Origin of the sequence: Novosphingobium ovatum, assembly GCF_009909235.1 — a bacterium.
Classification (GTDB): Bacteria; Pseudomonadota; Alphaproteobacteria; order Sphingomonadales; family Sphingomonadaceae; genus Novosphingobium; species Novosphingobium ovatum.
In genome coordinates this window covers 404158-416716 of record NZ_JAAAPO010000003.1, presented here as the reverse complement: position 1 = coordinate 416716, position 12559 = coordinate 404158, and the positions used below count along the sequence as shown (strand labels likewise).

The following is a 12559-nucleotide window of genomic DNA, read 5'->3' as shown; positions in this document are numbered from 1 at the left end:
ACATGGCCGTTTACACCCAACTGACCTTCGAAGACGCGCGCGCCCTGATCGGCCAATATGACGTCGGGCAACTGACCACGATCAAGGGCATCGCCGAGGGCGTGTCGAACAGCAACTGGATCGTCCACACCACTGGCGGGGCGTTTCTGGATGCGGGCGGTGCGCCTGCCACGCGCTTCATCCTGACCATGTTCGAGGGCCGCACCGAAGTGGCCGAGCTGCCCTTCTTCCTGGGCCTGCTGGACCATCTGGCGGCACAGGGATGCCCCGTGCCACGCACCGTGCATGACCGCGATGGCGCGATGTTCCGCAATGTGCAGGGCAAGGCCGCGACGCTGATCGAGTTTCTGGACGGCGCCTCGATCAGCACCCCCACCGCCCCGCAGGCCCGCGCCGTGGGCGCGGCGCTGGCGCGGGTGCATGTGTCGGGCGCGACTTTTCCGGCGGCACGGCGCAACACGCTGGGGCTGGCCGGGTGGCGCGAATTGACCGATGCTTGCGGCCCGGACGCGCTGCATGACATCCACCCCGAACTGGCCGGGCTGATCACCCGCGAAATGGCCGTGATCGAACGGCGCTGGCCCGCCGACCTGCCCACCGGCATCGTCCACGCCGATCTGTTCCCCGACAACGTCCTGATGAAGGATGACGCGGTCGCCGGGCTGATCGACTTCTACTTCGCCTGCAATGACATTCTGGCCTATGATGTGGCGGTAACCCATGCGGCGTGGTGCTTCTCGTCCGATGGGCGGCGGTTTGACGCGGGCGTGTCGGCCGCGCTGCTGGCGGGGTATGAAAGCGTGCGCCCGCTGACCGAAGGCGAACGCGCCGCCTTGCCGGTGCTGGCGCGCGGGGCGGCGATGCGCTTCCTGTCCACCCGCGCCTATGACTGGATCAACACCCCGCCCGATGCGATGGTGACGAAAAAGGACCCGATGGCCTTTGCCCGGCGGCTGGAATTTTACGCCAATCCGGGTAACGCCGCGATCTTTGCTGCGGCATGAAACAGGTGGCGATTTTCACCGACGGGGCGTGCAAAGGCAACCCCGGCGCGGGCGGCTGGGCGGCTCTGTTGCGGCTGGAACAGGGCGGCAAAACCCATGAAAAGGAGCTGGTGGGCGCCGAAAAGGAAACCACCAACAACCGCATGGAAATGACCGCCGTGATCCGCGCGCTGGCGGCACTGAACCAGCCTTGCGCGGTAACGGTCTGCACCGACAGCAAATATGTCATCGACGGCATCACCAAATGGGTGTTCGGCTGGCAGAAAAAGGGCTGGGTCAACGCCAAGAAGGAGCCCGTCGCCAACGAGGACCTGTGGCGCGAATTGCTGATCGTGGCCAAACCGCACAAGATCGACTGGCAATGGGTGCGCGGCCATAATGGCCATGCCGAAAACGAACGCGTCGACAAACTGGCCAGCGACGCCGCCCTCGACATCGCCAAGCAGCGGGGTTAAGCGGCCCGGATCAGCGGATAGTGTTGCGGATGCGGTTCATCCGGTCCAGCAATTCGCGGTGCTGTCCGGCGCGGTCAGTGTACATGTCGTTCATCGCCGCGTTCACCGCCCGCATCAACTCGCCCTGCGCGCCATAGGTGGTGGTGTCGATCCGCGCATAGGTGGTGGCGCGATAGCCCGGCGAGATCGTCCAGGTGTTCAGATCCAGCAATCGCACCGTCACCCAGCCAATGGCCCTGCCCTGCTGCACGCTGGGCACGCCCACCACCTCTACGCCCAGCGACCGGTCGCGCAGCCAGTTGCACAATTCGCTGTAATACAGAAAATTGAAGCCGCGCGTGTCGATCACGCTCTTGACCTCTGGCCCGGCGTGAAAGGTAATGGTGCAGCCGCGCGGCGGGCTGAGCGCCGATTGCTTTTCGGCATATTGCGCATGGGCGGGCGCGGCGCTGAACAACAGGGCAAACAGGGCGGCAAAAACGCGCATGGCGGTTCCCATTAGGCAAGGCACGAGGGGGCATCATGCAACCACCGCCGCGCCCCCGCAATAAGGGCGTCCCTGCGCCCCACCGCAAGCCCCGCCCGATCCGCCGCGCCTTAGCCAAAACGCCCCGGATCATAGGGCTTTGCCGGGATGGCGCCCTGCCCCTCGCCCCGCAACAGGCGGGCGGCCAGATCGGCGGCGGCAGGCGCGGTCTGAATGCCGAAACCGCCCTGCCCCGCGCACCAGAACAGCCCCGGCACGCCTCCGCCCCGCGCCGCGTCCCAGCCCAGCACCGGCAGACGGTCAGGCGCGAAACTGCGCAGGCCCGCCCATTTGTGCTCGACATGGGTGATGCGCCAATCGCCCGCAGCCTCGATCCGGGCGATGGCGGTGGCCACGTCGATCTCCTCGGGCGCGGCGTCACAGGGGGCGCTGGGCGTCTCGTCATGCGGGGTCAGCCACAGCCGCCCGCTCTCGGGCTTGAGGTAAAAGCTGCCGTCCAGATCCAGCACCAACGGCAGATCATCCCCCACCACCGGCGCGACGCGGGCCTGCACCATGGTGCGGCGATAGGGCTGAATGCCGATCGGCGCGGCGCCCGCCAGCCGCGCCACGTCATCAGCCCACGCCCCGGCCGCGTTGACCAGCACGCCCGCCTGTGTGGTCTGGCCATTGGTCAGGGTCAGCGCCCATTGATCGCCCTGACGCCGCGCCGCGATCAGCCCCGCATCACAGGCCAGCACCACACCACCCTGCCGCGCCACCGTCAGGTAATGCTGATGCAGCGCGGCCACATCGATGTCGCAACATTCCGGCTCCAGCGCGCCAGCCACCCATTGCGCGCCGATACCGGGAACCATGGTTTCAATGGTCGCGCGATCGATGCGCCGGATGTCGACTTGGGCACGTTTAAACGCGTCGATAAAGCTATCAATGACAACAATCTGATCGGCGCGGGCCAGTGTGATCGCCTGCCGCCGCCGCAACACGCCCAACGCCCGCAGCACCGGGCCAGAGGCGCTGGTCAACGGCTGTACCCCCGCCCCGCCATAGCTTTCCATCCAGAATGCGGCCGAGCGCCCGGTGGTGTGGTAGCCGGGCAATTTTTCGGCCTCGATCAACAGGATGGAGGGCATGTCCTGCGCCGCGTCACGGGCGCGCGACACCAGCGCCGCCGCCAATGAGGCGCCCGCCATGCCTGCGCCCACGATCACGATGTCGTATGCCCGATCCATTCCCTTTCCCAAGCCGCAGCGGGCCGCCGGGTCAACCCCGGACAAAGGGGAGAGGTGCGAAAAGTGATCACCCCATGGCGGCGGCAGGGACGGTAAAGCGGTCTAAAAAGCTGGAGATACAGGTCATTACCGGGTCACGAATGGCGTCCACCTCGCGCAGGAATTCGTGTGCGGCGTCAGCGCGGGCCAGCGCCAGTTCCCCCTGCGGCAAACGGGTGGCGGCCTGTACGATGGCGCGGTGCGACACCAGCCGATCACGCGGGGCGCTTAACAAAAGTACGGGTAAATCAACACGTTCCATTACACCCGCCGCCATCAGCCCGCGCATCGACAGCAATGCCTGTGCCATCCAGTGCCAACTGGCCCCACCCATGCGCAGTTGCGGCCGCTGAGCGATCCACCATGCCTCATCGGCGTAACGATCGGCGTCATGCGTCAACAAATGCCTCCGCGAAGAGGCTGAGGAAAAAGGCTTTTCCGAACCCGACCACGCGGCGCGGGTGGGGCCCAGCACCGCCTCGGCCAGCCGCGCCAGCCCATATTGCGCCACCCATGGCACACCGGGCGCGTAAAACCCCAGCATCGGGGCCGACAGCACCAGCGCATCGGGCCGCACCGCCCCTTCGGCCACCGCCCGCAGCGCCAGATGCCCGCCCATCGAGTGGCCGATCAGCGCCACTGGCCCCGCCGCCTGCCCGGCCCATTGCCCATAGAAATCAGCCAGATCACGCACCCATATGGCAAAGTCGGTGATGTGGCCGGTGGTCGAATCGTCTCCCAGCCGCCCCGATCCGCCCTGTCCGCGCCAATCCAGCGCGGTAATCGCCCAGCCTTCGGCCTGCCACCGGCTAAGCGATTCTACGTATTTTTCGTAAGTGTCTCCCCGGCCCGGCAAAAACAGCAAACGCCCACGCGCCGCCAGCACCCCATCACCACCCGCAGGCACGTCCATCCGGCGGATTTGGTGGCCATCTGTGGCCTGCCACCAGCCCTCGACCGCCCCCGCCGGCAACCGCTGCCCGGCCCGCAATACCCCCTGCGTCACGCCAAATCCCCCTCGATCCCGTTTTTGCGCCGCCTGCGTTGGTTACTATTTGGTAAGCCTGATTCGTTACAGCAAATCCCCATTCCGATTAGGGGGTTTTATGCAGGGCATCCTTTCCTACGTCTTGGTGGCCGGTCTGGCGATCGCCCTGTTGATTGCCGCCTATACCGATCTGCGCACACGGCGGATCCACAATTGGCTGAATGCCGGCATTGCCCTGGCCGCCCCCGTTTTCTGGTGGGCCAGTGGCATGGGCTGGACCGACATCGGCTGGCAAGTGGCTCTGGCGATTGGCACTTTTGCCGCATTGGCGGTGCTGTTCGCGCTGCGCGTGATGGGCGGGGGCGATGTCAAATTGCTGGCCGTTCTGGCGCTGTGGATCAAGCCGTTGTGGTTTGTAAAGCTGCTGACGATCATGGCGATCACCGGCGGCATCCTGACCGTGGTGGTGGCCTTCTGGCACATCGCCCGCCGCCAGCGCGACCGAATCGCGGTGCCATATGGCATTGCGATCGCGATTGGCGGGCTGTGCGTGCTGGCTGATCACTATTGGCCGGCTGCGCATTCAGGCGGCCTGATCGGGTGACCAGATCTTAACCAATTTACCTCATTATTCTCGGTGTTTTGCGGGTGTGTCTTAAGGGGCTTGTCAAGCCATGGATAAGAAGAAGCTGATGTTGCTGATGGGCGCGATGGTCATCGCGGTCGGAACAGCGCTCGCCGCCCGCAGCATGCTGGCCGGCTCTGCCGCGCCTTCGGTGCAGGCAACCATCCCGATCGTCGCGCCCAAGGGGCCAAAGGTGCTGGTGGCGCAACGCGCGCTGCCGCCCGGCACGATCATCACGGCTGACGCGATCAGCTTTCAGGACTGGCCCGACAACATGGTGCGCGATGCGTATTTTGTTGACGGAAAAGTCAACATGAACAAGCTGGTAGGCACGGTTGTGCGCTATCCGATCACGGCAGGGCAACCGCTGACCCAGGGCGCACTGGTGGCGCCCGGCGACCGGGGCTTTCTGGCCGCCGCACTGGGGCCGGGGATGCGCGCGGTGACGATCACCGTATCGGCCAAATCGGGCGTCGCGGGGTTCATTTTCCCCGGTGACCATGTGGACGTGATGCTCTCGCAAAACGTCAAATCGACCGGCGCCGACAGCCAGGGGCTGAACGTGACCGAGACGGTTTTGCGCAATGTCCGGGTGCTGGCCACCGACCAGTCGACCGAAAGCGAATCGGCCAACGGCAAGACGCTGGTGCGCCAGTTCAACACCGTCACGCTGGAAGTGACCCCCAAGATCGCTGAAAAGATCGAGGTGGCCCAGCAGGTCGGCTCGTTGAGCCTGACGCTGCGCGCGCTGGCCGATACGCCGCAGGAACTGGACCGCGCGATCGCCCGTGGCGATGCCGGTGGCCCGGCCTCGGCCCAACCGGCCGGCGGGGCGACTCGCCGCAGCTTCTACATGCCCTCCGAAGGTGGTGGTTCGCTGACCACCGGCGGTGAAGTCTCGCGCTTTCAGCGCAAGAATGTGCCGCCCGCTGGCCCCTCGGCCGCAGGTGCCTTTGCCGGGCTGACCGGTGCGCCGCGTCCCGATGCGGGCGTGCGCGTCATGCGCGGCAGCAGCAGCACGACGGTCAACCCCAATGGGGGCGCAGCCAATGGCAATCCGCTGGCCAGCCTGATGGGTGGCCTGATGTCCGCAGCCGCAAGCGGCGCGCCTTCGGGTGCCCCCGTTTCGACCGCACAGCAGTGAATGCAGGGGCCACAATGATGAAGAGCCGCCTTTCCACCCTTTGCTTCACCGCCATTGGCGTGGGCGCCTTGATGGTGCCGCACGCCGCCACCTCTGCCCCCGCCCGCAAGGTTCGCGCGCGCGCGGCGGCCACGGTTCTGGCCGTGCCCTCACATCCGGCCCCGCCGGCCGCCGCAGGCCCGGCAGGCGCGATCGAGGCGACCAACACCATGATCCTGGCGATCGGGCGTGGTCAGCTGATCAACCTGCCCACCGGCATGAAGGACGTGTTCGTCGCCGACGAGAAGGTCGCCGACGTGCAGGTGAAATCGAACCGTCAGCTGTACGTCTATGGCCGCAGCAGCGGCGAAACGACGATCTATGCCAGCGGCCCCAGCGGCGCAGTGGTGTGGTCGGCCAATGTGCGCGTGGGCAGCAATATCGACAGCGTCGACCAGATGCTGCGCGTGGCCCTGCCCGATGCCAAGGTGCAGATCGCCACGATCGGCGGCAACACGGTGCTGTTGACCGGCACCGTCCGCAACCCCGAGGATTCGGCCGAGGCGACCCGTCTGGTCACCGCCTATATGGGCAAGGAAGTCAACGTCATCAGCCGCATCCGCACGGCCACGCCTTTGCAGGTGAACCTGATGGTGCGCATTGCCGAAGTCTCGCGCTCGTTCTCCAAGAACCTGGGCGTCAACCTGACCAGCGCGGATTCAACCAGCGGGTTCAAGTTCGGCATCGCGCAAGGCCGCTCGTTCTATCCGCAATACACGCCGGGCGGCGCGCTGGGCATGGGCACGGCGACCTCGAGCGGCAACACCACCGTGTCGCAATTGTCGGGCTCGACCACGCTGGCGGCGGCGGGCAAGCTGTTTGGTCTGGACATGCTGGCAGCGCTGGACGCTGGCGAAACGGCCGGTCTGGTGACGACGCTGGCTCAGCCCAACCTGACCGCATTGTCGGGTGAAACGGCCGAATTTCAGGCCGGTGGCGAAATCCCCATCCCGCTGGCCGGCAGCCTGGGCACCGTGGGCATCGAGTTCAAGAAATACGGCGTCAGCCTGTCGTACACGCCCACCGTGTTGGCCGATGGCCGCATCTCGCTGCGCGTGCGCCCCGAGGTTTCGGACATCTCGTCGCAGAATTCGGTGACGCTGAACGGCTATACGGTGCCCTCGCTGACGGTGCGCCGGGCGGAAACCACCGTCGAGCTGGGCTCGGGCCAAAGCTTCATGATCGCCGGGCTGATGCAGAACAACGGCAGCAACTCGATCAGCAAGATGCCGGGCGTGGGTGATACGCCGGTGCTGGGCGCGCTGTTCAAATCGACCGCGTTCAAGAAAAACGAGACCGAGTTGGTGATCATCATCACCCCCTATCTGGTGCAGCCGGTGGATGATGCGCGCATCGCTTTGCCCACCGATGGGTTCCAGAACCCCGACGAAGTGCAGCGCGTGCTGGGCAACATGTTGTCGGACGGCCGCAGCGGCAAGCAGCGCCCCGGCCCGACGCAGGCTCCGGCCCCCGCGCCCGCCATTCCAGCCCCCGCGCCGGGCAAGGTCGGCGCGGCCGCCGCTGCCCCCGGTTTCAGCATCCAGTAAGCGAGACGAAGATGAGCCAATCGATGATCCGTTCGCTGCGCGCCCCGCTTTCCAGCCGCCGGCTGGGTCTGGCGCTGATGTTGCCACTGGGACTGGCGCTGTCGGCCTGTGCCGGGATGCCGAACAACCGCCTGCTGGACAGCGTGCACCAGCCTGTCGTCACCCGCACCAGCTATACGCTGGATCTGAACACCGGCACGGGCGGCCTGCCCTATGCCGAGCTCAAGCGGCTGGATGGCTGGTTGAGCGCGATGAACCTGCATTATGGCGACAGCGTTGCGGTCGAAGACCCGCTGCGCAGCCCGCAGACCCGCGCCGCCATTCAGGCGATGGTCGAAAAGCGCGGGTTGCAACTGGCCGCTGACGCCCCCGCCACCGAGGGCTATGTCAGCGCCGGGACGGCCCGCGTGGTGCTCTCGCGCTCGACCGCAACGGTGCCGCACTGCCCCGACTGGCAGTCCAACGCCGAAGCCAATCCGCGCAACGCCACGGCATCCAACTATGGCTGTGCGATCAACAGCAATCTGGCCGCGATGGTGGCCAACCCCGATCACCTGTTGAGCGGTGCCACCGGGCACAGCCATTCCGAAGGGACGACCTCGGACAAGGCGATCGCCACCTATCGCGCCGCCAAGCCCACCGGCGAGGGCGGCCTGAAGAAGAGCGGGAGCTAAGACGATGAATGCTCCGTGGAAAGTGGGAAGCCAGGGCGGACGCGACAGTTTCGCGGCGTTTCTGTGTGATGATGCCTCGCTGGACATTGTCCGGCCGTTGGCCGCCGATATGGGCTGGGCGCCGGAAAAATGCACGCGCGGCGGTTTGCGCAATGCGGTGCAGGCGCTCTCCATCGCCTCCAGCCCGTCGATCCTGCTGGTCGATCTGTCGGAAAGCGGCGATCCGCTTAACGACATCAACGCTCTGGCCGAAGTGTGCGAGCCAGGCACGGTGGTGATCGCCGTGGGTCAGGTGAACGATGTCCGCCTGTACCGCGACCTGCTGTCCAGCGGCATCCATGACTACCTGCTCAAGCCGCTGTCGCCCGCCGCCCTGCGCGACGCGCTGCAACAGGCGCAGGCCGTGTTTGCCGCCCCGCGCGCCACCGAAGGCGTGCAGACCCAGAACCACATCTCAACCGCGGTGATCGGCACGCGCGGCGGGGTGGGTGCCTCGACGGTGGCGACCTCGCTGGCGTGGCTGTTTTCGGTCGATCACAAGCTGCCGACCGCGCTGCTGGATCTGGACATCCATTTCGGCACCGATGCGCTGGCCATGGATCTGGAGCCGGGCCGTGGCCTGACAGACGCGATCGAAAACCCCAGCCGCATCGACGGCCTGTTCATCGAACGCGCGATGATCCGCGCCAATGACAATCTGTCGATCCTGTCGGCAGAGGCCCCGATCAACAAGCCGCTGCTGACCGACGGCGCCGCCTTTGTGCAACTGGAGGAGGAATTCCGCCAGGCGTTCGAGATGACAGTGGTCGATCTGCCGCGCAACATGCTGATCAACTTTCCGCATGTGCTGAACGACATGAACCTGATCGTGGTGGTCAGCGAACTGACGCTGTCGGGCGCGCGCGATGCGATCCGCATCCTCTCGTGGCTCAAGGCCAACGCCAGCCATGCGGCCGTGGTGGTGGTGGTCAACAAGGTCCACCCCAACCTGTCCGAGATCAGCAAGGCCGATTTCGAGGCATCGATCGAGCGGAACATCAATTTCCAGGTGCCTTTTGACATCAAGGCCGCCACCCATGCCGCCAAGCTGGGCCAGACCTTTGCCGAGGCCAACCGCGCCACCAAGGCTGGCGCCGTCCTGCGCGAGATCGCCCAGACGGTGCGATCGGCCGGCAGTGGGCCAGATGGCGATAGCTTGATGAAAACCGAAAAGAAATCCTTGTTGGGCAAGCTGGACTTCAAGTCGCTGCTGAGCCCCAAGAAGGACAAGGTGCCCGGCGGCGCCTGACCCGCATTCCCCGGCCCGCCCCGCAACGGGCTGGCCGGGCCCTGAGATGAGCCCGCACCCATGTTCGCCAATCTGGATACCACCCAGTTCCTTTTGCTCTCGATCGGCGGCATGGCCACGCTGGTGCTGCTGGTGCTGGCGATGTCGGGCCCCGGATCCAGCAAACAGGGCGCCAAACGCCTGCAGGCGGTCCGCAGCCGGTTGAGCGAAAACGCCGACGACAAGGTGGAGGCGCAGATCCGTCGCGCCGTCGCCGCCCGCAAGCCGCAAGCCCATCAGATCGCCGGATCGGAATCGCGCATCGCGGCGCTCTCGCTGCGGCTGCACCAGTCGGGCACGGGCTGGACGCTCAAGCAATATGGCTATGGCTCGCTGGGGCTGGGCAGCGTGGTGGCTTTGCTCATTTTGATCAAGACAGGCTTTTTCCCGCTGGCGCTGCTGGTGGGTGTGGGCGCGGGCGCGGGTCTGCCGCATATGGTGGTCAACCATCTGATCAAGCGCCGTATCAACAATTTTACCTCCAAATTCCCCGACGCGATCGAACTGCTGGTGCGCGGCCTGCGCTCGGGCCTGCCGGTGACCGAAACGCTGAACGTTGTCTCCAGCGAAATCCCCGGCCCGGTGGGCGAGGAATTCAAGCTGGTGAGCGAGCGCATCCGCATCGGCAAGTCGATGGACGACGCGCTGCAGGACACGGCCGACCGCCTGAACATGCCTGAATTCAACTTTTTCTGCATCACGCTGGCCATCCAGCGCGAGACCGGCGGCAATCTGGCCGAAACGCTGGCCAATCTGGCCGACGTGCTGCGCAAGCGCGCCCAGATGAAGTTGAAGATCAAGGCGATGAGCTCGGAATCGAAGGCTTCGGCTTATATCGTCGGCGCGCTGCCCTTCATGGTGTTCATGATGATCTATTGGGTGAACCCGCAATATCTGGGCGGTTTCTTTGCCGATCAACGCCTGATGATCGCCGGCCTTGGCGGGCTGTGCTGGATGGGGATCGGTGTGTTCATCATGGCCCAAATGGTCAATTTCGAAATCTGACGGGGGAATATCGACATGCAACCTGCCCCCCACCCGATGATCTTTGGCATCGATGTCTTTGTGCTGGGATCGGTGCTGGCCGGCTTTGCCGCGCTGCTGGTGCTGTTTGTCATCTATACCGCGATCACCATCCGCGATCCGATGACCAAGCGCGTCAAGGCGTTGAACGAAAGGCGCGAGCAGTTGAAGGCGGGCATTGTCTCGACCAACCCCAAAAAGCGCACGCAGATCGTCCATCGCAACGAGGCGACGGACGCCATCCGCGATTTCCTGAACAAGCTGAAGGTGTTGCAGGACAGCCAGTTGGCCGAGGCGCAGCAAAAGCTGGCGCAGGCGGGCATCCGCAACAAGGAATGGGCCGTTGCGGTCATTCTGGGCCGTCTGGTGGCCCCGATCGTGCTGGGCAGTCTGGCGGCGCTGTTGATCTATGCCTTGAACTATTTCCCCGAATGGTCGGATTTCAAAAAGTTCATGGGCTTTGCCGTGGCGGTGATCGCCGGGTACAAGGGGCCCGACATCTATGTCCAGAACCTGGTGACCAAGCGCACCGTCGCCATCCGCAAGGGCCTGCCCGACGCGCTGGACCTGCTGGTGATCTGCGCCGAGGCCGGTCTGACGGTCGATGCCGCCTTCAACCGCGTGGCCAAGGAACTGGGCCGGGCCTATCCCGAACTGGGCGACGAATTCGCGCTGACCGCGATCGAATTGTCATTCCTGTCGGAACGGCGTCAGGCGTTTGAAAATCTGGCCTATCGTGTGGCGCTGGACAATGTGCGCGGCGTGGTCACCACCATGATCCAGACCGAGAAATACGGCACCCCGCTGGCGTCCGCCCTGCGCGTGCTGTCGGCCGAATTCCGCAACGAACGCATGATGCGCGCCGAGGAAAAGGCCGCCCGTCTGCCAGCGATCATGACCGTGCCGCTGATCCTGTTCATTCTGCCAGTGCTGTTTGTGGTGATCCTTGGCCCGGCGGCCTGTTCGATCGCCGACGCCTTTGGCAGCGGTTCGACCAACCCAAAGTAAGGCCACAGACCAGACAGAAAAGGCGGGGCTACACACCCCGCCTTTTTGCTGTACCGTTCAGGAATTGCGCAGGGCCCGCCCGGCCACCGCATCCAGCATCGCCACCACGTGCGGATCGCGCTTTGCCGGCGCTGTGGCAAAGGCATGGTCCAGCACGGTGTCGATCGGGCTGGCGGGGCGTTCGGGCGGCAACAGATCGGCCAGATGGCGCAGCGCGGCCTTGGCCATGTCGCCATTCGCCTTCATCGTGGCGAACACTTCAGAGGCAACCACCCCCTCCTCTTCTTCGCGCCAGGCGTCATAATCGGTCACCATGCCCAAAATGGCATAGGGCAGCTCGGCCTCGCGGGCCAGACGCGCCTCGGGCATGGCGGTCATGCCGATGACATCGGCGCCCCACTGGCGGTACATCACGCTTTCCGCGCGGGTGGAGAATTGCGGCCCCTGAATGGCAATATAGCAGCCGCGCGGATGCACCACCGCCCCGCATTGATGCGCAGACAGCGCCAGCAACTCACGCAGGCGCGGGCAGGTCGGATCGGCCAGCGACACATGCGCCACCATGCCGGTGCCAAAAAAGCTGCCCTCGCGCCCCTGCGTCCGGTCGATCAATTGGTCGACGGTAATGAAATGCCCCGGCGCAAATTCCTCACGCAATGACCCGATGGCCGACAGCGAGACCAGATCAGTCACGCCGCAACGCTTCATCACATCGATATTGGCGCGGTAATTGATGGCGTCGGGCGGGATCACATGGCCGGCCCCGTGCCGCGCCAAAAAGGTGAACTTTACCCCGTTGATCGTCCCCTGCGTCACCGGGCCGCTGGGCGCGCCGAACGGGCTGTCGACGGCGATCTGTTGCGCATTGTCCAATCCGACGCCCTCGGTCAGTCCCGATCCGCCGATCACGCCGATATGCCAAGCCTTCGCGCTCATCTGTCGTCCTTTGTCGATATATCGCCTGCCG

Annotated in this window: 13 protein-coding genes; 9 read left to right on the top strand and 4 right to left on the bottom strand. The window is 65.1% G+C overall.

Annotation, left to right across the window (positions count from 1 at the left end; genetic code table 11):
- Positions 1-2 precede the first annotated feature (2 nt).
- Together thrB and rnhA are read left to right on the top strand one after the other, a co-directional pair.
- Positions 3-1004, top strand: coding sequence for a homoserine kinase (gene thrB / locus GTZ99_RS09575; protein WP_161718205.1), 1002 nt, complete (start codon positions 3-5; stop codon positions 1002-1004).
- Positions 1001-1459: a ribonuclease HI gene (gene rnhA, locus GTZ99_RS09570; protein WP_161718203.1), complete on the top strand. Its 459-nt coding sequence runs from the start codon at positions 1001-1003 to the stop codon at positions 1457-1459. Before thrB ends, rnhA begins: the two co-directional genes overlap by 4 nt.
- Positions 1460-1469: 10 nt before the next feature.
- On the opposite strand, the gene GTZ99_RS09565 is transcribed toward rnhA, so the two are convergent.
- The 3 genes from GTZ99_RS09565 to GTZ99_RS09555 all read right to left on the bottom strand — a co-directional run bounded on the left by GTZ99_RS09565 (position 1470) and on the right by GTZ99_RS09555 (position 4223).
- Positions 1470-1946 (bottom strand): hypothetical protein, encoded by a 477-nt coding sequence (locus GTZ99_RS09565; protein ID WP_161718202.1) that lies wholly within the window; start codon positions 1944-1946, stop codon positions 1470-1472.
- A gap of 110 nt (positions 1947-2056) precedes the next feature.
- Positions 2057-3178 carry an NAD(P)/FAD-dependent oxidoreductase gene (locus tag GTZ99_RS09560; protein WP_161718200.1) on the bottom strand — a complete coding sequence of 374 codons (1122 nt, stop codon included), beginning with the start codon at positions 3176-3178 and terminating at the stop codon, positions 2057-2059.
- Positions 3179-3245: 67 nt separating this feature from the next.
- Positions 3246-4223 carry an alpha/beta hydrolase gene (locus tag GTZ99_RS09555; protein ID WP_320076664.1) on the bottom strand — a complete coding sequence of 326 codons (978 nt, stop codon included), beginning with the start codon at positions 4221-4223 and terminating at the stop codon, positions 3246-3248.
- A gap of 100 nt (positions 4224-4323) precedes the next feature.
- Between GTZ99_RS09555 and GTZ99_RS09550 the strand changes: the two genes are divergently transcribed.
- The 7 genes from GTZ99_RS09550 (at position 4324) to GTZ99_RS09520 (ending at position 11592) form a co-directional block, all read left to right on the top strand.
- Entirely contained in the window at positions 4324-4809 is a 486-nt protein-coding gene (locus tag GTZ99_RS09550; RefSeq protein ID WP_161718198.1) for an A24 family peptidase, read from the top strand.
- Positions 4810-4879: 70 nt separating this feature from the next.
- Positions 4880-5974, top strand: coding sequence for a Flp pilus assembly protein CpaB (gene cpaB / locus GTZ99_RS09545; RefSeq protein WP_161718196.1), 1095 nt, complete (start codon positions 4880-4882; stop codon positions 5972-5974).
- A gap of 71 nt (positions 5975-6045) precedes the next feature.
- Entirely contained in the window at positions 6046-7560 is a 1515-nt protein-coding gene (locus GTZ99_RS09540) for a type II and III secretion system protein family protein (protein ID WP_161718513.1), read from the top strand.
- An 11-nt stretch (positions 7561-7571) separates the two neighbouring features.
- Positions 7572-8234, top strand: coding sequence for a CpaD family pilus assembly protein (locus GTZ99_RS09535; RefSeq protein WP_227711219.1), 663 nt, complete (start codon positions 7572-7574; stop codon positions 8232-8234).
- Between the two features lie 4 nt (positions 8235-8238).
- Entirely contained in the window at positions 8239-9522 is a 1284-nt protein-coding gene (locus tag GTZ99_RS09530) for a pilus assembly protein CpaE (protein WP_161718194.1), read from the top strand.
- A 60-nt stretch (positions 9523-9582) separates the two neighbouring features.
- Entirely contained in the window at positions 9583-10566 is a 984-nt protein-coding gene (locus tag GTZ99_RS09525; protein ID WP_406818587.1) for a type II secretion system F family protein, read from the top strand.
- A 15-nt stretch (positions 10567-10581) separates the two neighbouring features.
- A complete protein-coding gene (locus GTZ99_RS09520) occupies positions 10582-11592 on the top strand; it encodes a type II secretion system F family protein (protein WP_161718192.1) in 1011 nt (336 codons plus the stop codon).
- 57 nt (positions 11593-11649) lie between these two features.
- Here GTZ99_RS09520 and mtnP read toward each other — a convergent pair whose 3' ends face one another.
- Positions 11650-12528: an S-methyl-5'-thioadenosine phosphorylase gene (gene mtnP / locus GTZ99_RS09515; RefSeq protein ID WP_161718191.1), complete on the bottom strand. Its 879-nt coding sequence runs from the start codon at positions 12526-12528 to the stop codon at positions 11650-11652.
- Between the last annotated feature and the right edge of the window lie 31 nt (positions 12529-12559).